The organism is Meridianimarinicoccus roseus (assembly GCF_003172915.1).
GTDB lineage: Bacteria > Pseudomonadota > Alphaproteobacteria > Rhodobacterales > Rhodobacteraceae > Meridianimarinicoccus > Meridianimarinicoccus roseus.
Genome location: NZ_QGKU01000063.1, coordinates 52,822 through 75,064, shown reverse-complemented (window position 1 = coordinate 75,064; position 22,243 = coordinate 52,822). Strand labels below are relative to the sequence as shown.

At 64.2% G+C, this 22,243-nt stretch carries 22 protein-coding genes; 12 read left to right on the top strand and 10 right to left on the bottom strand.

Annotated features, from left to right (window positions below; all coding sequences use genetic code 11):
* From DKT77_RS19235 to DKT77_RS19225, 3 genes are all read left to right on the top strand, one after another.
* Nucleotides 1-1,228, top strand: a 1,228-nt coding sequence (locus DKT77_RS19235) for an AraC family transcriptional regulator (protein ID WP_238547884.1), incomplete at its 5' end; no start/stop codon positions are given.
* A gap of 383 nt (nt 1,229-1,611) precedes the next feature.
* Complete coding sequence (locus DKT77_RS19230; RefSeq protein WP_109810129.1) at nt 1,612-1,980, top strand: hypothetical protein; 369 nt, start codon at nt 1,612-1,614, stop codon at nt 1,978-1,980.
* 14 nt (nt 1,981-1,994) lie between these two features.
* Complete coding sequence (locus tag DKT77_RS19225; protein ID WP_109810130.1) at nt 1,995-2,861, top strand: SDR family oxidoreductase; 867 nt, start codon at nt 1,995-1,997, stop codon at nt 2,859-2,861.
* 371 nt (nt 2,862-3,232) lie between these two features.
* On the opposite strand, the gene DKT77_RS21400 is transcribed toward DKT77_RS19225, so the two are convergent.
* Complete coding sequence (locus DKT77_RS21400; RefSeq protein WP_274520105.1) at nt 3,233-3,364, bottom strand: hypothetical protein; 132 nt, start codon at nt 3,362-3,364, stop codon at nt 3,233-3,235.
* A 26-nt stretch (nt 3,365-3,390) separates the two neighbouring features.
* On the opposite strand from DKT77_RS21400, the gene DKT77_RS19215 reads away from it, so the two are divergent.
* Nucleotides 3,391-4,488, top strand: coding sequence for a serine hydrolase domain-containing protein (locus DKT77_RS19215; protein WP_109813262.1), 1,098 nt, complete (start codon nt 3,391-3,393; stop codon nt 4,486-4,488).
* Between the two features lie 540 nt (nt 4,489-5,028).
* On the opposite strand, the gene rsgA (DKT77_RS19210) is transcribed toward DKT77_RS19215, so the two are convergent.
* The 5 genes from rsgA (DKT77_RS19210) to rsgA (DKT77_RS19190) all read right to left on the bottom strand — a co-directional run bounded on the left by rsgA (DKT77_RS19210) (nt 5,029) and on the right by rsgA (DKT77_RS19190) (nt 9,683).
* Nucleotides 5,029-6,105, bottom strand: a complete 1,077-nt coding sequence (gene rsgA / locus DKT77_RS19210) for a ribosome small subunit-dependent GTPase A (RefSeq protein ID WP_109813261.1) — start codon at nt 6,103-6,105, stop codon at nt 5,029-5,031.
* 4 nt (nt 6,106-6,109) lie between these two features.
* On the bottom strand, nt 6,110-6,649 hold the full coding sequence (locus DKT77_RS19205; protein ID WP_109813260.1) for a GNAT family N-acetyltransferase: 540 nt from the start codon (nt 6,647-6,649) through the stop codon (nt 6,110-6,112).
* Between the two features lie 29 nt (nt 6,650-6,678).
* Entirely contained in the window at nt 6,679-7,848 is a 1,170-nt protein-coding gene (locus DKT77_RS19200; protein ID WP_109813259.1) for a MerR family transcriptional regulator, read from the bottom strand.
* Between the two features lie 198 nt (nt 7,849-8,046).
* Entirely contained in the window at nt 8,047-8,184 is a 138-nt protein-coding gene (locus DKT77_RS21595) for a hypothetical protein (protein ID WP_109813258.1), read from the bottom strand.
* Nucleotides 8,185-8,636: 452 nt separating this feature from the next.
* Nucleotides 8,637-9,683 (bottom strand): ribosome small subunit-dependent GTPase A, encoded by a 1,047-nt coding sequence (gene rsgA / locus DKT77_RS19190; protein ID WP_238548039.1) that lies wholly within the window; start codon nt 9,681-9,683, stop codon nt 8,637-8,639.
* A gap of 278 nt (nt 9,684-9,961) precedes the next feature.
* Between rsgA (DKT77_RS19190) and DKT77_RS19185 the strand changes: the two genes are divergently transcribed.
* Nucleotides 9,962-10,507 carry a YaeQ family protein gene (locus DKT77_RS19185; RefSeq protein WP_109813257.1) on the top strand — a complete coding sequence of 182 codons (546 nt, stop codon included), beginning with the start codon at nt 9,962-9,964 and terminating at the stop codon, nt 10,505-10,507.
* Nucleotides 10,508-10,940: 433 nt separating this feature from the next.
* On the opposite strand, the gene DKT77_RS19180 is transcribed toward DKT77_RS19185, so the two are convergent.
* From DKT77_RS19180 to DKT77_RS19160, 4 genes are all read right to left on the bottom strand, one after another.
* Nucleotides 10,941-12,566, bottom strand: a complete 1,626-nt coding sequence (locus DKT77_RS19180; RefSeq protein ID WP_238548038.1) for an alpha-amylase family glycosyl hydrolase — start codon at nt 12,564-12,566, stop codon at nt 10,941-10,943.
* Between the two features lie 20 nt (nt 12,567-12,586).
* Nucleotides 12,587-14,239 carry a glycoside hydrolase family 13 protein gene (locus tag DKT77_RS19170; protein WP_109813254.1) on the bottom strand — a complete coding sequence of 551 codons (1,653 nt, stop codon included), beginning with the start codon at nt 14,237-14,239 and terminating at the stop codon, nt 12,587-12,589.
* A gap of 57 nt (nt 14,240-14,296) precedes the next feature.
* Nucleotides 14,297-15,661, bottom strand: a complete 1,365-nt coding sequence (locus DKT77_RS19165) for an ABC transporter substrate-binding protein (RefSeq protein WP_109813253.1) — start codon at nt 15,659-15,661, stop codon at nt 14,297-14,299.
* Nucleotides 15,662-15,862: 201 nt separating this feature from the next.
* Nucleotides 15,863-16,900, bottom strand: coding sequence for a LacI family DNA-binding transcriptional regulator (locus DKT77_RS19160; protein WP_238548037.1), 1,038 nt, complete (start codon nt 16,898-16,900; stop codon nt 15,863-15,865).
* A 749-nt stretch (nt 16,901-17,649) separates the two neighbouring features.
* On the opposite strand from DKT77_RS19160, the gene DKT77_RS19150 reads away from it, so the two are divergent.
* From DKT77_RS19150 to DKT77_RS19125, 7 genes are all read left to right on the top strand, one after another.
* Nucleotides 17,650-18,219, top strand: coding sequence for a Pvc16 family protein (locus tag DKT77_RS19150; RefSeq protein WP_238548036.1), 570 nt, complete (start codon nt 17,650-17,652; stop codon nt 18,217-18,219).
* Entirely contained in the window at nt 18,216-18,962 is a 747-nt protein-coding gene (locus DKT77_RS19145; RefSeq protein ID WP_109813249.1) for a hypothetical protein, read from the top strand. The genes DKT77_RS19150 and DKT77_RS19145 overlap by 4 nt, the downstream gene beginning before the upstream one ends.
* Before the next feature lie 75 nt (nt 18,963-19,037).
* Nucleotides 19,038-20,507, top strand: a complete 1,470-nt coding sequence (locus DKT77_RS19140; RefSeq protein WP_109813248.1) for a phage tail sheath family protein — start codon at nt 19,038-19,040, stop codon at nt 20,505-20,507.
* Between the two features lie 20 nt (nt 20,508-20,527).
* Nucleotides 20,528-20,959 (top strand): phage tail protein, encoded by a 432-nt coding sequence (locus DKT77_RS19135; protein ID WP_109813247.1) that lies wholly within the window; start codon nt 20,528-20,530, stop codon nt 20,957-20,959.
* Nucleotides 20,959-21,408, top strand: a complete 450-nt coding sequence (locus DKT77_RS19130) for a phage tail protein (protein WP_109813246.1) — start codon at nt 20,959-20,961, stop codon at nt 21,406-21,408. The genes DKT77_RS19135 and DKT77_RS19130 overlap by 1 nt, the downstream gene beginning before the upstream one ends.
* On the top strand, nt 21,408-21,569 hold the full coding sequence (locus tag DKT77_RS21245) for a DUF5908 family protein (protein WP_238548035.1): 162 nt from the start codon (nt 21,408-21,410) through the stop codon (nt 21,567-21,569). The genes DKT77_RS19130 and DKT77_RS21245 overlap by 1 nt, the downstream gene beginning before the upstream one ends.
* Before the next feature lies 1 nt (nt 21,570).
* On the top strand, nt 21,571-22,242 hold the full coding sequence (locus DKT77_RS19125) for a CIS tube protein (RefSeq protein ID WP_109813245.1): 672 nt from the start codon (nt 21,571-21,573) through the stop codon (nt 22,240-22,242).
* Nucleotide 22,243 lies beyond the last annotated feature (1 nt).

The following is a 22,243-nucleotide window of genomic DNA, read 5'->3' as shown; positions in this document are numbered from 1 at the left end:
GGCGGTCACTTTTGTCGGCACTTTCGGCGGTACGGGCTTGGTCGTGGGGCGCTGCGGGGACGGGAGGGCGCGGGGAGCGGGAAGGGTGGCGATGAGCGCGAACATGGGGCGCAGCATCGGGCTTGTCCTGACACATTGTCTTCGGACATTCTGTCGGCGCCGGTTCGGCAAGGGCATGACCGGGCGCATCGACATCCTGACCCCGGAGGACCACCGCATGTCCGATCAGACCATGGCCGCCGGTTTCGCGCGCGCGTTCCTCGACTATGCGGTGAGTGAAGGCGCGCCGCGGGACGGCCTTCTGGCGGCATCCGGCCTGACGGATGACGATCTGGTGGATCAGGACACGCGCATCCCGGTCGCCGCCTACGAGACGCTCATCGCCACCGGGATCCAGACGACGGGCGACACCTCTCTTCTGCTGCGGCATGTGCTCGAGACGCGGCTCGAGACGATGTCGATCGTCGGCCAGATCGTCCATGCCTCGACCTCCTTTCCGCACAGCCTCGTCCAGCTCAACCGCTATGCCCGCCTGATGGCCGATGTGCCGATCCGCGGCGGGCGGGACCGGTTCGAACTCAAGCGCGAGAACGACGCGGTCTGGCTGCTGGACAATCGCCCCTGCGACGGCACCTGGATGGCGACCGAGGCGAGCTTTGCGCGGTTCATTTCCGAATTCCGCCGCTCCGCCCCCGAACACCCGTTCGAACAGGCGCTCGAAGTCACCTACGCCCCGCCGCCCCATGCCAACCGCTATCCCGAGCTTTTCCGGGTGCCGGTCACCTTCCGCGCCACGCGCAACGCACTTCGGATCAATCCGGTCTGGCTGGACGAGGCGTTCGACGGCGGCAAGGACTACGTCTTCGGCGTCTTCACCCGCCACGCCGACGGGCTGCTGGCGGAGCTTGCCGCCAATGATACCGTGCGCTCGGGTGTCGAGGCGCGGATGCTGGCCGATCTGCACGAAGGAACGCTGTCGATGGACCGGATCGCCCGGGACCTCGGCATGAGCCGACAGACGCTCTACCGCCGCCTGAAGGACGAGGGGGTTACCTTCGCCGAAGTGCACGACGACCTGCGCCGCCGGATGGCGATGGATTACCTCGGCGCGCGCAAGGTCTCGGTCGGCGAGACAGCCTACCTTCTGGGTTTTTCCGAGGCTTCGGCCTTCGTCCGGGCCTTCCGGCGCTGGACCGGGGCGAGCCCGACCGCGTGGCTCTCGAATTGACATGCGCGGTCAATCCGTTGATCCCTGCGGTCATGCCGCGCCCCGGCACGAACGGGTATATCCTCCCTCGACACATTCGACAGTCGAAGGACACACGACATGAACCCGATGCTGATAGCCCCTCCTGCGCCGGCCGCCCTGCTCGGGGTCTGCGCGGCAGCGGCCATGCGGGCGTGACCTGTGGGAGGGCGCGATGCACGACACCTGTACCCGCAGGGCCGGCCTTCACCACCTTCTGACCAAAGGCGCGCGCCGGTTGGCACGGCGGCGCACCCGTCCGCACCGGCATATCTCGGGCGATCCCGGGCTGCCGGACGAACGACCACGCGCAACGCATCGGCCCTTTCCGGCGCGGCGCCCGCGCTGGCGGTGAGGACCGGTCGATGACCCAGATACTCGCCTTCGCCTATGCCGGGCTGGCCGCGTTGCCGATGCTGATGCACGTCGCCAACGCCGCCGGCGCCCCGCTCGGGCGGCTGACGGTCGGCGGCCGCTTTGCGGGCCGCCTGCCGCCCCCCTGGCGGGCGCTGGCGCTGGTCCAGGCTGCGCTGCTTGCCACCATGGCCGGGGCGGTGCTCGCCCGGGCCGGCATCGGCCCGGCACCGCTGGAGGCGCTGTTCTGGCCGGCACTCGGGCTCACCCTGCTGTCCCTCGCCGCCAACGCCGCGAGCCCCTCTCGCCCGGAGCGCCTGCTCTGGACGCCCGTCCTCGCCCTGATGACCGCCGCCGCGCTTGGCGTCGGTTTCCTCTGACCCGGAGACGATCCATGAACGTTCTGGTTGCCGGAGCGACCGGCCATCTCGGACGCTATCTTTGCGCCGAATACGCGCGCCGAGGTCACCACGTCACCGCCCTGGTGCGCGACACCGCGCGGGGCGAAGGCCTGGCAGATCTCACGGTCGAGGCCGAGGCGACGCGACCCGAGACACTCACGGGGATCATGGACGGCATGGACCTCGTCGTTTCGTCGCTTGGCATCACCCGGCAGACCGACGGGCTGGGCTACAGGGACGTTGACTTTCAGGCCAACCTGAACCTCCTGCGCGAGGCAGAAGCGGCGCGCGTGAAGCGCTTCGCCTACATCCACGTCCTGCACGCGGAGGACATGCCGGGCGTGCCGCTGATCGATGCCAAGGCCGCCTTCGTGGACGCGCTTCGGGCCTGCGACATGCCCGCGACGGTGATCGCGCCCACCGGCTTCTTTTCCGACATGGCCGAGATCCTGGACATGGCCCGGCGCGGCCGCGTGTGGCTTTTCGGGGATGGCACGCAGCGCCTCAACCCCATCCACGGCGCCGACCTGGCAATGGCCGTCGCCGACGCGACCGAAGCCGGGCGGGGCTGGGCCGAGGTCGGCGGGCCCGACGTGATGACCCAGGGCGAGATTGCCCGCGCCGCCTTCGCCGCCCTCGGGACCGCGCCGCGCATCACCCATCTGCCGGACGCCCTGCGCCGCGCCGCGCTCACCGTCCTGCCGATCCTGCCGCGCCGCGTCAGTGGACCGGCGCGGTTCTTCCTGACCGCGCTCGGGATGGACATGATCGCGCCCCGGTTCGGCACGCGGCGCCTTGCCGAATACTTCGAAACCCTCGCGGCAGACGAAACACGCCAACCAAAACAAAATCAATCATGACCCCCAAAACCCTCAACCGCCCCCCAAAAACCCAACCGCGCCTCAACCTACGTTGTCTGCCTCGCCCTGCTTCTGAGCGTACTCGCCGCGCCGGGCTTCGGAACGAACCAGACCGACGCCGCCGCCGTCGTATCCTATATCGCCGAGCGGCCGGGCGAACCCGTCGCCTGGAACATCCCAATTTATGTCGGCAACTCACTGGCGCTGCTGCTTCTCCTAGTCGCGCTTCTTGGTCGGACCGGCAAAGAGTTGCCAGATGCCGCGCCCCTCACCAGTGCGGTCGGCCTGATCTGGGCCGCGGCGCCGACATGATCGCCAATGTCACCGTTGAACGAAACTAAGCGCTTGCTGACGACCCTGAGGCTGCGGCGTCATTCTGGCAGACCCTGCACGCGGCAGAACTGGGCATCGGCTACGGCAACGAGTTCGCGACCGCCATCTTCGGCCTTGGCGTCGCCGCTTGGTTCGCCGCCATTGGGGTCGTAGTCATGCGGGGTAGCCAAATGCGCTTCGGAAAGGAAAGGTCGGCATGACATCGCGTCGCCATCTGATCAAGGCCGGTATACCACTCGCCACCACGGATTGCGCCGAACCCGCCAATATTCCGAGCGAGGAAGCGCTTCGCGCGGCCCTAGAAACACTCGTCCCTTGCGCGCCCGGCGCGGCGGTTGCCGTTGCAGCCGGAGACCGGACAGTCGTAGCCGCGATCGGCGCCGCCGCCCCGGACGGACGTGAGATGACAGCCCAAACCCCTGTGCGCCTCGCGTCTCTTACGAAGACATTCACCGCCGCATCTATCCTGCGCCTTTCGGAGACGGGGCGGTTGAGCCTCGACACCCCTGTCGCAGACCTCATCGCGCCGAAGCTCCACCGGGTGCTGCGTGGCGGCGGCTACGACACAGGATCGATCACCGTGCGGCATCTGCTGATGCATGCCGGTGGACTCGCCGACCATGCGGAAAGCCCGGAATATCTGAGCACAATCCTCGCCGATCCGGGCCACGTCTGGACCCGGACCGAGCAGGTCGCGCTCATGGTCGAACTCGGAGCGCCTCTGTCCAGCCCCGGGACAGACTTCGCCTATTCCGACACCGGCTATGTTCTTCTCGGCGAAGTCATCGAACGGGCCACGCGCCAACCGCTCGGCGAAGCCATGCGGGACCTTCTTCGCTGGGTCGAACTCGGTCTGCCGCAGATGCGTTGGGAGGGAGAGCCGCTTTCGCAGGGGCCCGCCACGGCGCATCAGTGGATGGACGGCATCGACACGACCTCCATCAACGGCAGCATCGACACCTTCGGCGGTGGCGGGATGGTCGCGAGCATCGAGGATGCCGCCCGGCTTTATGCCGCGCTCGTATCCGGGGCGATTTTTGACCGGCTGGAAACTCTGGAACTGATGTTGTCCGCGCCAGGTCATCCTGCTGGAAGCCCTTACCGCATGGGCTTGTTCAGAGGAGAGGGAGAAAGCGACCGAGTCTTTCGTCATGGAGGCTTCTGGGGTCTTCATGCTGCCGTTCTCCCGGACCGACAGGTCGCTATCGCAGCCGTCGGGCTCGATCGGGCGATGGCTCAAGACATCACGCAAATGGTCGAGAGCCTTGCCCGCACCGCGCAAGACGGCCCCTAATTGCGTCGGCCAACTAAGCAAGGCGACGTCACGCCAGAAGCGATCCATCGGATCAGGCGCGTCTTCGAGAGCCAGAGGGCCAATGACTGCGAGATAATTGGCGAAAATCAGCAAAATGACGTCCGGCCTCCACCACGGCTGGCCGCCGGTACACTTGAATGACCTCTCGGCCCGGGAATCCGACCTAAGCGGGCCGCTAGATTTCGCGAAGGCGGACGACGGAGTCTTTGACACGCCGTGTCGAAGCGGCTTGGCCAGGGCTCAGTCCCTGGTTTCGGCCCAAACTTGCCGCCCAGTCGCACCAAAGAACGCAACACCGCATCAGGCAGCTCGGACCCTAGAAAACGATGCTGGAGGTCGCGTGGGAGTCCATGCACCCGGCGGATCGGCACACCCCCAAGCGCCTCCCGGGATCGATCGGGTTTGTCCCGCCGCCCGATGCCGAACGCCGATATCGTGACCAGATGCAGCCGATACCCAAGGTCGCATGACGCGTTGAACGAAATGCTCTTTGGGAAAAGCGCGGCGGTTCACTCGGAGCTATCGCTTTCGATCCAATTTTGCCGTCACTGCGCTGCGGACGAGCTTGCCGAAGGCGCGATCCTTTTCGCGGCGTTCGGCAAGGCTGGCGGAGTTGAAGGCGTCCTCGGCCTGGAGCTTGCGCCAGCGGGCAAGTCGGGCGGGGTCGAGGCTGCCGTCTTCGATGGCGGCCAGGACGGCGCAGCCCGGCTCGGTTTCATGCTGGCAGTCGGTGAAGCGGCAGTTTTCGGCCAGCGCCTCGATATCCTCAAAGACATCGGCGATGCCGCTCGCGGCATCGGTCAGTTGAAGCTCGCGCATACCCGGCGTGTCGAGAACGAGGCAGCCGCCGGGCGCGGTGTGAAGCTCGCGCCGGGTCGTGGTGTGGCGGCCCTTCGCGTCATCCTCGCGGATTCCCCGGGTGGCGATGGCCTGATTGCCGAGGAGCGCGTTGGTGAGGGTTGACTTGCCGACGCCAGAGGAGCCGACGAAGGCGACCGTCCGTCCCGGTTTGCACCAGCCGACCAGCGCCGCTGCCGGCTCGTCGCCACGGGCGTCGAGCGCCACCACCGGCACCCGGTCCGATACCTTCCGTGCCTCTTCGACGTAGGGCTCGGTGTCCTCAGCGAGATCGGCCTTGGTCAGGACGATCACCGGCGCGACCCCGGCCTCGAAGGCCAGCGCTACGTAGCGCTCCAGCCGCGCCACGTTGAAATCCGCGTTGCAGGAGGTGACGACGAACACCGTATCAATATTCGCCGCGATCAGTTGCACCTCGCGGCCCGTGCCCGGTGCGCGGCGCTTGATCAGGCTCTTGCGCTCCAGCACACGGCTCGACCGTGGCCGCGCGCGGTCAAGTAGCAACCAGTCGCCCACGGTTGCCTCGGGCCCCGGCGGGATCGTCTCTTCGATGCCGTCGCCCGCCACCTGCAAGCCGCTGCGATGCACGGCGACCACGCGCACCGGGGGCGTCGCGGTCAGGGCGTCAGTGTCGATCTGGCTTGCAAAGGTCGGGCCCCAGCCTAAGCGTTCCAGCGCCGTGGGTTCGCGGCGCGCCGGAGTGCTACCCGGCAGGAAGGCGGAGTAATCGCGGACCATCGGCCTACCAAAGCGCCGGATCGTCGAACGCGGTGACGCAGTGCGTCGGCCCGCCGAGGGGCGTCAGCGGCGCGTCGGTCAGGGACCGGGCGATCCAGCCCTGCGGCTGGTTCAGCGGCTGCGGCGCCGGCAGGTCTGCCTCGGAGACTGTCTCGAACCCGACGCGGCCGTAGAAAGCCGGGTCGCCATAGGTCACGACGATATCCACGCCCTCTTTCCGGAGCGCATCGAGGCCGTGGGCGATCAGCCGCTGCCCTATGCCCTTGCCCTGATGTGCCGTTGCCACGGCCACGGGGGCCATCATGAAGACCGTGCGCGGATCGCCCTCGTAGGTAAGGCGCGTGAAGAAGATGCCGCCGAGAAGCGTGCCTTCCTCCCATGCAGTGACTACTCGCAGATCCTGGGTAGGCGTTTCCGCGATCAGGCGGCGCGCGAGGGCGCCGATCAGCGCGCCTTCCTCCGCGCCCTCCGAAGCAGTGAAGGTCGACGCGAAGAGTTCCACAATCGCCTCGGCGTGGGTGGTGTAATCCGTTGAAGTGTCCATGTCTCTATCCTCTCTGGTGCTTGGCGGGGTCAGCCCCGCTCCAGCACGAACATCTCGTAGCCGAACTGCCCGCGCCCGGCCTCATGCACGGCGATCTCGCGGCGCAGATCTTCGAGAACACGGCTTCCCGCGAGACGCGGCTCGAGGGCGTCGAGCCGCGCGGCGAGCGGGCGGTAGTAGGTCTCCATCCCCTCCGGCCCGATGTCGAAATGGCCGATGACGCGGTAGCCCGCGCGCTTCGCCTGCGCGACGCGGGTCGCGGGCGTCGCCATCGCGGGGTATTCCGCGGCCAAGAAGGCGCGGACCGCGTCGTCGGGCGCATCGGTCCGCCAGACCATGTCGGAGAACACGAGAACGCCGCCGGGGCGCAGGAGCGCCCTCCAGTCCGCCAGCGCCTTATCCACGCCGAGGATATAGGCGCTGCCCTCGGACCAGATCACATCCCAGGGACGCTTTGGGGTCGGGATGGCGGCCATGTCGACGTTCTGCACCTTAATCCGGTTGTTGAGTCCGCGCGCCGCAACCCGCGCCCTGAGCTTGTCGAGCGCGACCTCGTCTGTGTCGGTGGCCGTGATCCGCGCCCGCGTCGCCTCGGTCAGCGTCATCGTTGCCATGCCGGGGCCGCAGCCGATCTCGAGGATCGTCTCGGGCTCGACCGGCACCATTGTGAGCGCCCGGCGCGTCGCCTCGGCCGTTCCCGGGCCCCACCAGTCGAGGTCGGCGAACACCTCCATAAACCCGGCCATGTACGCGTCGTGGGCGTTCATGTCCTTGGACACCAGCGCAACCAGCCCCGCCTCCGCGCTGGAAAACCCCTGAGACATGAGCCAGGCGCGGTGCAGATCGGGCGCGACGCGCTCGACCCTTTCGTGCCAGTCCTTGAGGCTCGACTGTCCGAGCAGAGCCGCCAGAAGGTCGCGCGACTTGCCCTTTTCGGCGATCTCCGCGTCCAGCACGGCGAGGCGCTGGCCCAGCATCTCACGGTCGAGCTTGCCATCGAGGCAGGCCCGGCATTCCTGCAAGCTCAGCCCGCCCGCCTGGAGCTGCTGCATCAGGCGCAGGCGCTGTCGGTCGCCGTCCGTGTAGACGCGATAGCCGTTCGCTTGGCGCTTGCCCTTCAGCAGCCCGAGCTTCTCGTAGTAGAGCAGCGTCGCGCGCGAGAGCCCTACGCTCTCTGCCAATTCCGAGATCTGATACATTAGCCGCTTTGTCCGCTCACACCGATTCTCGACTGATTAGAACTTCCTAAGGTGTGAAGTTATAGACAGGTCAAGCTTCGGCAGGCGTGAAAGTCGGGTTCGTCCGGGCACTGGTGAGAAACTTGGCAATCAAGACGGTCTGACCGGCATCCAAAGCGAACCGATTGCCAGTCTCGCTCATGCTTGGGGCTGGCACGGTCACCAACTTGGCCACTTTGCGAAAGTTCTGGGCGATTGCTGCGCGCTGGAACTGCTCGGTTGGCGGTTCTTGGGAAATGTCGAATGATCGGGCACCGCATCGGTCAGACCGAGCCTGCCAAACCACCCATACGCCAGATCGACATGGACCTAGTCGCAGAGCGGCCGCTCGAACCGGACGCGCATGCAACAGCCCAGCAGCAGCAAGCGCATCATCGGTTCGGGATCGATCTACGGCCGGCCGCCAGAGCTGAACAAAGGTGCCAGCAGCGGCCGCACATGCGACAGATCAAAGGACCAGTCGATACCGCGCACCGGGTGATCCAGAGGCACCACCCCTTCGATCGAGAAGTCGTAAAACGGCGCTCCCTAAGCGACTTGCCTTGGCCCCGTCATCGCCTGCACTCCACACCCAGAACGAGTGAAACAAAGCCCTGTACGCCAAGCGACGGACCTTTTCATCAGTATCTCCGCGCTGCGGACCTCCGCCTTGCAGACCATGCTTCACGGTGCAACGGATGAACGGTTCGCGGAAAACGGGCCGCGGCCATTGCAACCCTGCCAGAAGTCCGTCGAGGGCCGAACGCATCCTATCGTCCTTTGTCTGGCAGCTTCATGACCCGTTTTCCACGTGGACCAGTCCCGACGGCGGTGTTCTTCCGATTTTCATCACAAAGTTTGCGCCATCGGTCGAGGCGCGCAGGATCGACGGTTTTGGCCTCGATGGCAGCCCTGACCGCGCAGCCTGGCTCATGGGCATGCGTGCAGTCCCGGAAACGGCAACGCGGGGCAAGGTCGACGATCTCTTCAAACAGTTCGTCCAGTCCGGTCGATAGGCCGCCGAGATTGAGCGACCGCATGCCGGGGGTGTCGATCACCCAGCCGCCGGTTTCGGTCAGATGGAGCGAACGCGATGTCGTCGTGTGACGGCCTTTTGCGTCTGTCTCGCGCACGGGCCCCGTGGCCTGTCCGTCCTGTGCCGACTTGCCCGCGAGCGTATTGAGCAGCGTGGACTTGCCTACGCCTGACGACCCGACAAAAGCGGCGGTCTGGCCAACGCCGCACCAAGGCGCCAAGGTCTGCGCTGCCTCAGGCGCCGTTGCGTTCAGCATAAGCACGACCAGTCCGCGCTGCAGTGCTTCCGTTTGCAGACGGAAGCTTTCGGCATCGGTCGCGCGATCGATCTTTGTCAGGACCACGACCGGGGTCGTGCCCGCGTCGTTTGCAAGCGCCAGATAGCGCTCGAGTCGGGCCGGACTAAATTCCTCGTTGCAGGATGTGACGATGAAGAGCGTGTCCACATTCGCGGCAATCAGTTGGGTGACGTGCCCGCCCCCGCCGTGCCGCTGAAGGAGCGTTCGTCTGTCCAATCGACGGCACAGAAGATGGGTCTCTGGGGCGACCAGCACCCAATCCCCGACGGCGAAGCCTGACGTCCGCGTCCCGTCGGACAGGCGCAGCCGGACGGTGCCAGATGGCGACCGCGCGATCAGTTTGGTCCGGTGGACCGTCGCGATGCGCATCCGTAGAAGATGTCGTTCGCCAGACACCAATTGGTCTTCGAAGTAGAGTGACCAGCCGAGGATGGCCTCGGAGACCGGGGGCTGCGCGGGGAAATGGCTCATAAACGCTTGCATGGTCGCAGCGTGGGAATGACTCAAGCTCCTTCGCAGTCTAGATACCCTGGCAACCGAGAATGCGTCCTTCACGCCACTCGTAGGCGCAGCTGAGAGCACGCCCTCATGGCACAGAAGGACCTGTCTTATCCCGTATGCCGATCACGACGGCATCTATCAAGGAATTGTCGGCGCGGTCGTCGCTTCTCTCAGCCCCGCGCCGAGGACAGCCCCATGCCGTCTTTCCAAGGTTCGACGAACCAAGTAGGCATGCCTTTTCTTGGAGGTCGGTAAAGATCATGGCGCAGAATGCTACCATCTATAAAATCGAGCTTTCGGTCGCCGATATGGACCGACACTTCTACGACAGCCACAAGTTGACCGTTGCCAAGCACCCTTCCGAGACTGAAGAGCGTATGATGCTGCGCATTGTGGCCTTTGCACTGAATGCCCACGAGCATCTGGAAATGACCAAAGGATTGTCGACGGACGACGAACCCGACATCTGGCAAAAAAGCCTGAGTGGACAGATCGATCTGTGGGTAGCGCTCGGACTCCCGAGCGAGAAGGTCATGCGGCAGTCCTGCGGCAAGGCCGCGAAGGTAGTCGTCTATGCCTATGGTGGAAAGGTTGCGCAAACTTGGTGGGAAAAGGTCAGGTCCGGCACCACCCGTTTCGACAATCTCGAGGTGTTCGCTTTCTCTGAACAGGACGCGGCTGCCCTGACGAACCTTGCCCGCCGCACGATGAAGCTTCAGGTAAATATCCAAGACGGCGACGTGATGGTCAGCATCGACGAAACTGTCGTCTACGTAAGGCCTGAGCGGTGGAAAGGGGCGGCATAGCTTGGCCGCCAGTTGCGCCTTCGACCGAGGGCGCACAAGGTGCAATCCATCAACTGGATCGGGCCGTTGTTTGCTTGGGACAAAATGCGAAGCGGCGTGGATCGTCGGCGACAACAGTCGCGGTCCGTTGGGAAATGGCGCACCAGGGCGGAAAGCAGATATCAGGGACGGGCGCGAGCCGCTGTCAGTGAACCGGGGACACCGACCATTCCCGCGCCCGCGCCCTAAGTGCCCTTTAACAACTGTGCTTCCAGACCGCGCGAGGTTCATCGCCAATGCCTTTGCGCCTTGGAACCGACTAAATTCACAGAGGAATATGCGCAGACGTTGGTAACGCTTGAGTTTTTCATCCTGAACGTCGACATCGTTGTCACGATCTGTGATCAATGCTTGACGAGGGCTGCCACCGAGACTGCCCACTCGGCGACACGACTCACCCGCCGGGAGACACGTCGAGGATGACGGCTTCGTTAGGTGCCAGAACCAGCTTTCGGACGAAGGCTTCCACGCGATTGCCACACGAAGACAGGACAGGCACACCACTGGCTGACACCCCCTGTGCGGTCGCCGACATGTTCAGGCATACGACCAACCGATTGGTCCCCGCGCGACGTTCAAAGACCATCACGTCCGGACCGACATGGATCTGGCGATAGGTACCTTGGGACAGTGCGGAGTGTGCGCGGCGCAGAGCAATCAATCGCCGGGCATAGTTCAGCATGGAACCGGGATCGGTGGCCTGCCGCGCAAAACTGCCCTCGGGCGGCAGGTGCAGCGGCAGCCACGGCTCCGTCGTCGAGAACCCGCCATGATCGATGTCGGTCCATGGCATCGGCGTGCGCGCAGGGTCGCGGCCCAACCCGAGCCCCGGCACCCGGCGTTCCCACGGATCCTGCACCCGGTTGTGCGGGATGGTCGCGTTGTCCATGCCCATCTCGTCACCTTGATACAGAACCGGCGTGCCGCGCAGGGTCAGCAGCAACGTCAGCGCCACCCGCGCCTGTGCGACGCCCGCGCGCGACGCGATCCGGCTGATGTCGTGGTTGCCCAGAACCAGTGTCGGCCAGGCCCCGTCCGGCAACGCCGCCTCGTAGCGCGCAACCAACGCAGAGAGCGCATCGGCTTGCCAAGGCGTGCTGAGCATTGCGAAATAGAACGGCAGGTGAAAGAGATCCATGTCGGCCCCGTAGTAGGGCATCACATCGTTCAGTGTGCCCGAGGTCTCACCGATAAGGACCCGGTCCGGGTAGCTGTCGGTCACGCGCCGCATGTCGCGGACCACGTCGAACACGCCAGGTTGGTGCGCGAGCCGGGTCTGCAGTTGCGACCGCGCGGGACCCATGGCCGGTGTCCAGTCGGGGTTCGGCGGATGATCGCCACCGTCAACATCGGGGGCAGCGAAGATGATCGCATCTACCCGGAACCCGTCTACGCCTCGGTCCAGCCAGAAGCGCATCGCATCCAGCATGGCGGTGCGCAGATCAGGGTTGGCCCAGTTCAGCGCAGGCTGTTCGGACAGGAACACGCTCAGGTAGTATTGCCCGGTGGTGTCGTCCCAGGTCCAGGCTGAACCGCCAAATTCTCCGATCCAGTTGGTGGGCGGGCTCCCATCTGGCCGCGCATCGCGCCAGATGTACCAGTCGCGTTTCGAGCTGCTGCGGCTGGCGCGGCTTTCCACGAACCACGGGTGCTGGTCGGACGAATGGCACGGCACGAAATCGAGGATCACCTTCAATCCGCGCGCATGGGCGGCAGCGAGCAGGCTGTCGAAATCAGCGAGCGTGCCGAACATCGGATCGACACCGCAATAGTCCGACACATCATAGCCGAAATCGGCCATGGGTGATGGGAAGAAGGGCGAGATCCAGATCGCCCCGACGCCAAGCGCCACGATCTCGTCGAGGCGGGATTCGATCCCCGCCAGGTCGCCGATCCCGTCGCCATTCGAGTCCTGAAAGGACCGCGGGTAGATTTGGTAGATCACCTCGGTCTGCCACCACGCGGGAGCGTTTTGCCGGTCTGGGCGGTGGGAAGCGGGCATGTCGGTCATGTCTTTCATGGAAGCCTCTGGTATCCGGGTCACTCGGCGTTCGATTGCAGGATCGCGAAGGCCTCGTAAGGGCTGAGCGTGATGCGGCCTCGGATTGCCGCGCGAGCGGCGTAGTTTGTGACAAGGCACGTCCCATGCCCTTCCATCCCGGCAGGCACATCGAAATCGACCGCATCGCCGCTGAAATTCGCCACGACAGCGACCCGCGTGGTGCCATCCGTCCGGGTATAGGCCAGAACCGCAAGGTGATCCTCGGCCATCGGGTGAAGCGCGCCCGTCACGATCACCGGCATCTCGCGGCGCAAGCGGTTCAGCTGCTGGTAGTGGGCGAAGATGCCGTCCGGGTCGGCACGGTCGGCTTCGACATTGACGGTCGCGTGGTTCGGGTTGATCTCGATCCAAGGTGTGCCGGTCGTGAAACCGGCCTGCGGCCCGCCATCCCATTGCATCGGCGTGCGGGCGTTGTCGCGGCCATTGGCGTTGGCGCCCGTCAGGAAATCCCCGACCGTCACGCCGCGCGCGGTCTGGTCGACGTAGTGGCCCAGCGTTTCGACATCGCGGAACTGGTCGATCCGGGTGAACGCGGTATTGGTCATGCCGATCTCCTCACCCTGATAGATGAAGGGCGTGCCGCGCATCAGGTGCATGACCGTCGCCAGCATTTTGGCGCTCTCGACGCGATAACGTCCGTCGTCACCGTATTTCGACACCTGCCGCGGAAGATCGTGATTGGACAGGAATAGCGCGTTCCAGCCATCCTGGGCCAACGCACGCTGCCAGTCGAACAAGACCTGCTTGAAACGCACCAGATCGAACGGCTTGGGGCGGAACTTGCCGAACTCGGGATCCTCGAAGGCGGTGACGTGATTGAACTGGAACACCATGTCCAGTTCGGCCCTGTCGCGCCCGCAATAAAGCAGTGCCGTGCCGGTGCTGACCGACCAGCTTTCGCCGATGGTAACGATGTCGCGCCCGGCCAGCGTCTCGTGGTGCATCTCCTGCAGAAAGCCGTGCAGATATGGACCTTCCTCGTAGATGCCCGCGTCCACGTCCTTTCCGATAAGGCTGATGACATCCATGCGGAACCCGGCGATGCCGCGGTCGAGCCACCAGGTCATCATCTTGTAGATCTCTCGCCGCAGCGCCGGGTTCTGCCAGTTCAGGTCAGGCTGTCCGGGGCTGAAGTGGCCAAGGTAGTACCGACCGACTGCCGGTTCCCACGTCCAGGCGGACCCACCGAAACTGGCGCGATGGCTGCTCGGCGGCCCGCCATCAGGCGCCGGGTTCCGCCAGATATAATACTCGTGCTCGGGGGCGTCCCGAGACGCGCGAGCACGCTTGAACCAAGCGTGCTCGGACGACGAATGATTGACCACGAGGTCCATCACGATCCCGATGCCGCGTGCCCGGGCCGCGGCGATCAGGTGGTCCATGTCCTCGAGCGTGCCGAATTCGCGGGCAATGGCCCGGTAGTCGGCGATGTCGTAGCCGTTGTCTGCCATGGGCGAGGCATAGACCGGCGACAGCCAGATGAACCCGATGCCCAGATCGGCAAGGTGGTCAAGCTTCGAGATGATGCCGGGGATGTCCCCGATCCCGTCACCATTGCTATCACAGAAGCTGCGCGGGTAGATCTGGTATCCGGTGGCAGCCTGCCACCAGGCCATGTCGGACGTGGTCATGAATACGTGTCCCGATTTTAGGCGGGCGGGGCTTTCGCCACGGCCCGGATGTCGGTTTTAGCGGATCTCGTTCCAGCGCGCCTCGATGGCGGCGGCAGCTTCGGCGGCGGATGCCGCACCCGAGACATAGTCCACCATTGCGCTCCAGAACGCATCGGTACCGATCTCGCCAGGCATCAGGTCGGACCCGTCAAAGCGAAACGAGGTGGCACTGGTCAGGATCTCGCCCAGCTTGCGTTGCGTGTCGTTAGCGTAGGCGTCCGGGTTGGCCCCCAGATGCGGGGTCAGGATCTGCCCTTGTGACATGAAGATTTCATGTGCGAACGGTGTCTGCAGGTATTCCATAAAGGCATGGGCGATCGGCTTGTCAGCCATCACCGTCGCCAGACCGCCCGATCCCAGCACTGGCCTGCCCAGATCCTTCTCCGCATAGGCCGGGAAATAGAAGAAATCGACGTCGACACCCATCTCCACCCCCGCGGGGAAGAAGTTCGGGATGAAAGAAGCCTGCTTGTGCATCACGCAGCGCGGCGGAAATTCGAACAGCCCGTTCGGGCTGTCGCGGAAATCGATGGTCGTGGCCCCGCTGACACCGCCGTCGAGATAGGCGTCGTTGCGGGCGAAATGTCCGAATTCCGCGATTGCGGCCACGACGCGCGGATCGTCAAAGGGGATCTCGTGGTTGACCCATTGGTCGTACACCTCGAGCGGCTGGGTCCGGAGCATGAAATCCTCCACCCAGTCCGTCGCAGGCCAGCCGGTCGCGGCCCCCGCCCCGAGCCCAAGACAGAACGGCACCAGCCCGTCAGCGACGATCCGGTCGGTGAGCGCCTTCAACTCTTCCATCGTTTCGGGAACAGCGTAGCCAAGTTCCTCGAATACTTCTGGCGCATACCAAACCAGCGACTTCACGTCGGTGCCGAAGATCGTGCCATAGACCCGTGTGTCCCCGTCCGGCCCGGGAAAGCTTGCAAGATCGGCCCAAGACGCCCCGGCGGCGAAATTTGTCTCGTACCAGTCGCGGGTGCCATCGGCCATTGGGGAAAGCCCGCCCCGTGCCGCGATGTCCATCGCGAGACCCGGCTGGGGGAACATCCCCACGTCCGGCAGCGACCCGGCCTGCAGCGCAATCACGATGTCCTGCTCGAAACTGTCTGAGCCGGAATAGGCAACCTCGGCGCCGGTCGCTTCGGCGAAATACGCGAAAACGTGTTCTAGCCGTGTCTTGTCCACTCCCGTACTCGCTCCGAGGACCGTCAGCGTCTGGCCGGAGAAATCATTCGCCGCGGCGAAGCTGTCATACGCATCCCAGTTGAACGGGCCATCCCCCGGCTGATGCAGCAGCTGCCCGGCGGACTGTGTCGGCAGGCAGAGCGCGGCCAATGCGCCCGCGATGGCGGTCTTTCTTGCAAGATTGGTCATTCCTGGTTCCTCCCGCTGGATGGTTGGCGTTGCCCCGCGTCGAGATAGCTCAAAAGTGCCATCCGAAACGTTTCCTCTATTACCCGAAACGTTTCGGATTTGATATCATCGACAATCTGGCAAGTCAATCACGCGCGCGATGGCCCGTAGAACCTGCAGACCGCCCTGGTTCTCCAGCATTTTCTCTTGATCGTGGCGGGATCAGCCGCGCGACTCGTCCGATGGTGGCGGCGCTACCGACATGCCCGGAACCGTTTCGGGCACAAGCAATTCGATTTCGCGTTCCGGTTCACCGCCGGCGATGGTTCGGCTCACGGTGTCGGCAAGCGCGGCCCAGGCGGTCGGAAGCGCAGAACGCGTCACGCTCGGGATGGGGTCAAACCCGCTGGCGGGATACTGCGCGAGCACGTCGTCATGAGCGGTCACGGACAAGTCGTCGGGAATGCGCAGTCCGCATTCCGCAGCGGCATCCCAAACCCCGCGCGCCAGCATCATGTTGCCCGCGACGATCGCGGTAGGCCGGTCGGGGCGGCGCAGGCGTTCCAGTGCCGCATCGCGCCCGCGCGCCCGCGTCATCGGGCCGTGCGCCACGTCCAGAGCGCCCGGGTTCAGACCCCGCACCGCAAAGGCGTGCTGAACGCCCGCGACCCGCGTGCTCGAATATATCCGGTCATCGTGCCCGTTCAGGAACAGGATGCGGCGATGCCCGGCATCGAGCAGCCAGCCCGCCAGAACCTCCCCCACCCGGAAATTGTCTAGATCGACGAACGCGTGCGACCGTTCTGGATACTGACCGTGCACCACGAAGGGCATGTTGCGATCCTGCAGATAAGCGACACGCGGATCGGGTTCGTGCAGGTCGGTCAGGATGAAACCGTCGATCCCGCCGCCCTGGAACAAGAGATCATATGCAGCCGGAACCTGCGCTGCGGTATCCACGACATGCAGCAGGAATTTCAGCCCGTGGCGCGACACAGCCTGCGAGATGCCCACGACCATGTCGAACATGATCTCCCGTCCCGAGGCGTCGATATCGCTGGGAATGACCATGGCCACGAACCCGGTCTGCCCGGTCTTGAGCCCCTTTGCGATCGCGTTCGGGCGATACCCAAGCCGCGCCGCGGCTTCGACAACCTTCTCCCGCGTCGCCGCATTCACATCGCCATGGCCCCCAAGCGCGCGGCTCACCTGCGTCACCGACACGCCGGTGGCCTTGCTGATGTCTTTCAATGTCACCATTTCATGCAGGTTCTTCTTTTGAGTGGTGTCGTGGCGATGGAACAGGGCCACAAAGCACGCCCCGCAGCAAGTTTGTAAGCTCAGATCGGTTGCGCCTTGTGATTTCAGATAGCGACCTGGACCGCGCCGCCGCAATGCCGTTCGCGCAAAGCCCATGGACGTGGCTGTCAACAAGGGGTTGCCTGCGTCCAATCAATTACAGCTTGGAACGACAAGGACTTCGGCGCGGGCGTGGCCAAAGGCAGGCCCGCGGGTAGCGGAATAGCAGCTGCGGTATTGAAGCGCAGGTCGTCCACAAAGCAGTAGAGTGTTATGTCGCTGCCCGACCCGTGACGTATCGTAACGCTTGTCACTGCCTCGTCCCTGATGAAGCCGATAAACTGGTCCGTATCGTCATTCATTAATGACAACGAGACATCCGGGATGCCTCTGCATGAACGCGAAGAACTGCTCGCGCGACAGCCTCTTGTGAAACACGACTTCGCCTTCCGATGTCACTCCATGCAGGTGGAAGACCTGCATTGCCAGGTCAACGCCTATGATCGAGACCTCCTCAAAGGCCAATTCTTCATGATTGGGTCCGGATCAATCTGGCACAAGTGCCAGCAGGAGGGGCTACCCAACCTGTCATCAACGCCGCTGCACCTCGCGACATGATTGTTTTCCGAATCGGTTTACGCTGCTACGCTTGATTCGCGGTTAACGAATGCTTTTAGTCCCATAACATCCTGCGACAACAGGCATTTAATGTGATTCATGAGGCGATCTCTTATGTGCGTCGCGAGGTTCGTGACCGTCTGGCACTAGCCGACACGGACGTCATAATCGAGAGCGCGCGTGTCCTGACCCAACGCAACCAGGCGCAGGGCGTGTCGATCACATTGGTCAATGTCGAAGAGGAAATCGCGCTGCGAAACGAGCCCGCGACGGAGCGGGTGGCCGGCGTTCTGAGGCGGCGGGAGCCACCCGTCGCACTGAATCTTTACCTGCTTTTTGCCTTCGAGTTCCAGGCCTACGAAACCAGCCTCGCGCGGCTCTCGGAGGTGATCGGGATATTCCAGTCCCAGCGCGCATTCACTCCCGCGACAGCCTCGGGCGGCAACCCGCTGCCACCGGGAATCGAGGGTCTGATCTTCGAGATGCACAATATGAACTTCGAGGCGCTGAACAATCTGTGGGGCGTGATGGGCGGCGCATATCACCCATCAGTCGTCTACAAGATGCGGTTGCTGCGCATCCAGTCGGATGCCGGGGCCGATGCGCCGGAGGTAACCGCGCTACGGCTCGAGACGGGGCTGACACGGAGGGTAGGTTCGTGACCCTTTCGGTGAGTTGGCACCCGTTCGTGACCGTGTGTTTCGAAGACGCGGTCGGCAACCTGCTCACCGGTCTCACGGCGTCTCCCTTGCCCGGCACGCGCGAACGTCTGGCGCGCCATGCGCTCACATTTCGGGACTGGCCCGACCGTTTCACGCTCTATTCCCGGCGTTACGATGCGCGGCCGGATCCGCTGAAAGGGCCGATCTCGGTGCGCACCCGCTTCGCTTTCGCGCTCAATCCCGTAAGCGCCGAGTTTTCCCGCCTGTTCGAGCCCGATTTCGATGCAGCGCGTGGTCCCGTCCTCTACGTGTCGAACCTGACGTCGGCTGGCGGCATCCGCGCCAGCGGCACGGCGCTGCAACAGGGCGCCGCAGTGACTGCGGGCGATGCGGTTACCCTTGCGGGCCAAACCGCGACGATAGGTGTCGATCTGGGCGGCGGGGCGCCCGATGCGGTCGAGGCGCAGATGGTTCCGGGCGGCGCGGTCATCGACCGGATGGACGTCGCAGCGGAACCCGGCGCTGCAGAGGCGACCATCACCCTGACACTCGAGCACGCTGCCACGCCGCGTCTGCGCGCGGTATCCGATCCCGCTGGATCGCTCGACCGCGGCATTTACGCCGATGCAGAAATACTCGCGCGCGCACCGCGTGGCATCGTCGAACTCTTCTGGGAGACGCGCCAGGAGGCCGTCCCCGCACCGGATGGCGTGGTTTACCGCGTCGTCTTCGACCGGCGCTGAGCGCCACCCAGCCCGGTGCGCCCGCACCGGCCAAGCAACGGCCCCCGCGCGGGTCTTGGAAAAAGGGAGTGAGCGATGTTTTCCGTGCCCGGCGTCATAATCCAGGAGCGCAGTACAATTCCACCCGCGGTGGCCTCGGTTGCCACGGCGATCCCGGTCTTCATCGGTCGTACGCCGGTGGGGCCCGTGAACGAGGCGACCCGCATCACGACAATGCTGGAATACGAACAGACCTTCGGCAAGGCACCGATCCAGCCCATTGTCCTGACGGCTTTGAAACGAGTGGCGCAGGGGACGAACGCGCTCCTCGGGGTCGACATCGCACTGAATGCGCCCCTCGATCCGCTGCCGGTCGAGATGATGCACTACGCCCTGACCGCTTTTTACGACAATGGCGGCGGAACCTGCTGGATCTACTCGACAGGGAACACGGCACCGACACAGGCAGAGTTCATCGCCGCGATCAACGCCATGTCGGCGGTGGACGAACCCACCCTGATCGTCTGCCCCGAGGCGTCGCGGCTCGCCGCGGGCCAGACAGAGGCGGTGATCCAACAGGGTCTGATCTCGGGGCTTGATACCAAGGACCGCTTCATGATCGGCGACGTGCCGGGCGGCTATCCCGACGGATCGCCTTCCTTCGGCGCCCATGCGGGCCGGTACGTGAACTCCAGCAACATCGGTACATTCCGCGGTAATCTCTCGCCGACCGACCCAAAGGCGCTGCAATACGGGGCCTGCTACTGGCCCTACCTGCGCACCAACATCCCCTGGCGTACCAATGAGTCGCAGATCACTCTCGCTACAGCAGAGCAGCAGGTTATCCCCGCAGACGGCGCCGCGCCCGGCGCCCCCACGGATATAGCCGGTATCGCAGCAGACGCGCCCATCAACCACAGCACCGTACGCGATGACGAAACGGCGATCTACAACGCCGCAAAGGCCTTCGTCTCGGGTCTCTTCGTCACGCTCCCGCCCTCACCCTTCGTTGCAGGCGCCTACGCCACGATCGATGCCAACAAGGGTGTGCATTTCGCACCGGCCAATATCGGGCTGAACCGGGTTATCGGCCCGGCCGTGCGGGTCTCGGATTCGATCAACGCCGATTTCAATGTGGACCCGACCTCCGGCAAGTCGATCAACGTCATCCGGGCCTTCACCGGGCGCGGCACATTGGTCTGGGGCGCACGCACGCTCGCGGGCAACGACAACGAGTATCGCTACATTCCGGTGCGACGGCTGATGCTGATGATCGAGGAATCGATAGAGAAAGCCACGAATCAGTTCGTTTTCGCGCCGAACGATCGCACCACCTGGGTGCGGTTGCAGACGATGATCGAGAATTTTCTTTTCACCCAGTGGCGCATCGGCGCGCTGCAGGGCGAGAAGACCGAGCATGCCTACCAGGTGCTCGTGGGACTCGGCGTCACGATGACTGCTGACGACATCCTCAACGGGATCCTCCGCGTCGTGGTACGCGTGGCACCCGTGCGTCCCGCCGAGTTCATCGAGATCACCTTCGAGCAGATGCTGCCCTCCTCCTGAGCGGCTGAAAGGACCACGACATGGAACAGTTTCCCCTTCCCAAATACCATTTCATGGTCGAGGCGGGCATGGACCGCATCGGCTTCACCGAGGCTTCCGGTCTCGATATCGAGACCGAGATCATCGAGTATCGGGACGGTGCCGATCGCAACTACGTCAAGCAGAAGATCCCAGGGCTGAAAAAGACAGCCAACGTCGTGCTAAAGCGCGGCATGATGAAGGCGGACAACGCCTTTTTCGAATGGGCGAGCCAGGTCTACTACAACAAGGCCGAGCGGCGCGACGTGACGGTCTCGCTCCTTGACGAGACGCACCAGCCGGTGGTGGTTTGGAAACTGCGCGATGCGTGGCCCGCCAAGATCACCTCCACAGATCTGAAGGCCGACGGCAACGAGATCGCGATCGAGACCCTCGAACTCGCCCACGAGGGCATCACAATCGAGGCGGCTTGATGGCACTTGAGACGCCTCCTCTCGCTTTCCACTTCTCCGTGGGCTTCGCGCTTGACGGAGCAGCGGAAGGCGACATGCGCTTCCAGGAGGTTTCCGGCCTCGACATGGAACGCGAGGTCGAGACCCTTGCCGAAGGGGGCGAGAACCGCTTCCAGCACCGTCTGCCGGGGCGCGGGCGTCAGCAGAACCTCTTGCTCAAGCGCGGCTACGTGCCCGAAGGGGGTCTGAAGGACTGGCTGGAGGATACGCTGCAGGCAAGCTTCGACCTCTCGATCCGGCCCGTTGACGTGACAGTTCACCTGCTCGACGCCGCACATGAACCGCTATCGAGTTGGGTCGCCTCGCGTGCCTGGCCGGTGAAGTGGTCGGTGGGCGCTTTCAATGCCGAGACCAGCGCGCTCGCCATCGAGACGCTGGAACTCAGCTACCGCGACCTGAGGAGAGTCTGATGCCGCTCGTCATTTCCGAAATCGTAATCCGCGGCGAGATCGGCGCCCCCCGCGAGGTCCCGGCCCAGTCCGAGGCCGAGCGCCGCGCCGAGCGCGCGCGTCTCGTGGAGGAGGCTGTCGACGAGGTCATGCGCGCGCTCAGACGCCGGGAGGAGCCCTGAGATGCTCACCAAGCTCACCATACTGCCGTTCGAGCACTCCGAAACCTTCCAGATCGAGAAGCCTGCCGGCCCGCCCTTCGAGGTGCAGTTCAACCCTGAAAGCTACACCGACGAGACCAAGATCGAACTCGCGCCAACCGAACCTGCCCATGGTGACGTTGGACAGGAGGCGAAGTTCAAGTCGATCCAACCCAAGACCTATGCCTTCAAGCTCATGATGGATGGCACCGGCTATTCCGAAGGCTACGAAGGCAAGAACTCGGTCACCGAACAACTCGAGGCGTTCCGCAAGACCACGGGCTTCTCGGGCAACACCCACCGCCCGCGCTTCCTGATGCTGGTCTGGGGAAAGCTCTCGGCCGTGTGCGTACTCGAAAGCTTTACCATCACCTACACGCTTTTTGCCTCCGACGGTCTGCCGCTGCGGGCCACGGTCGACGCCACCTTCAAGGAGCACAAGGACCCGAAGACGTCGGAGCGTGAGAAGAACCTTTCCTCACCGGATATCGACCATGTGCGTGTGGCCCTTGCGGGTGACCGCCTGCCCTCGATGGTTTTCGACGTCTATCGTTCAACCCGCTACACCGTCGACGTGGCGCGCGCCAACGGTCTCGACACCATCCGGCGCGTCGACGAGGGGCGTGCCGTCGTATTGCCGCCGTTGGGAGGGTAGA

Bases quoted from the DNA above. Each gene is read 5' to 3' on its own strand.
- DKT77_RS19230 (WP_109810129.1), top strand. From the start codon at position 1,612: ATGACCCAGATACTCGCCTTCGCCTATGCCGGGCTGGCCGCGTTGCCG.
- DKT77_RS19225 (WP_109810130.1), top strand. From the start codon at position 1,995: ATGAACGTTCTGGTTGCCGGAGCGACCGGCCATCTCGGACGCTATCTT.
- DKT77_RS19215 (WP_109813262.1), top strand. From the start codon at position 3,391: ATGACATCGCGTCGCCATCTGATCAAGGCCGGTATACCACTCGCCACC.
- rsgA (WP_109813261.1), bottom strand. From the start codon at position 6,105: ATGGTCCGCGATTACTCCGCCTTCCTGCCGGGTAGCACTCCGGCGCGC.
- DKT77_RS19205 (WP_109813260.1), bottom strand. From the start codon at position 6,649: ATGGACACTTCAACGGATTACACCACCCACGCCGAGGCGATTGTGGAA.
- DKT77_RS19200 (WP_109813259.1), bottom strand. From the start codon at position 7,848: ATGTATCAGATCTCGGAATTGGCAGAGAGCGTAGGGCTCTCGCGCGCG.
- rsgA (WP_238548039.1), bottom strand. From the start codon at position 9,683: ATGCAAGCGTTTATGAGCCATTTCCCCGCGCAGCCCCCGGTCTCCGAG.
- DKT77_RS19185 (WP_109813257.1), top strand. From the start codon at position 9,962: ATGGCGCAGAATGCTACCATCTATAAAATCGAGCTTTCGGTCGCCGAT.
- DKT77_RS19180 (WP_238548038.1), bottom strand. From the start codon at position 12,566: ATGAAAGACATGACCGACATGCCCGCTTCCCACCGCCCAGACCGGCAA.
- DKT77_RS19170 (WP_109813254.1), bottom strand. From the start codon at position 14,239: ATGACCACGTCCGACATGGCCTGGTGGCAGGCTGCCACCGGATACCAG.
- DKT77_RS19165 (WP_109813253.1), bottom strand. From the start codon at position 15,661: ATGACCAATCTTGCAAGAAAGACCGCCATCGCGGGCGCATTGGCCGCG.
- DKT77_RS19160 (WP_238548037.1), bottom strand. From the start codon at position 16,900: ATGGTGACATTGAAAGACATCAGCAAGGCCACCGGCGTGTCGGTGACG.
- DKT77_RS19140 (WP_109813248.1), top strand. From the start codon at position 19,038: ATGTTTTCCGTGCCCGGCGTCATAATCCAGGAGCGCAGTACAATTCCA.
- DKT77_RS19135 (WP_109813247.1), top strand. From the start codon at position 20,528: ATGGAACAGTTTCCCCTTCCCAAATACCATTTCATGGTCGAGGCGGGC.
- DKT77_RS19130 (WP_109813246.1), top strand. From the start codon at position 20,959: ATGGCACTTGAGACGCCTCCTCTCGCTTTCCACTTCTCCGTGGGCTTC.
- DKT77_RS21245 (WP_238548035.1), top strand. From the start codon at position 21,408: ATGCCGCTCGTCATTTCCGAAATCGTAATCCGCGGCGAGATCGGCGCC.
- DKT77_RS19125 (WP_109813245.1), top strand. From the start codon at position 21,571: ATGCTCACCAAGCTCACCATACTGCCGTTCGAGCACTCCGAAACCTTC.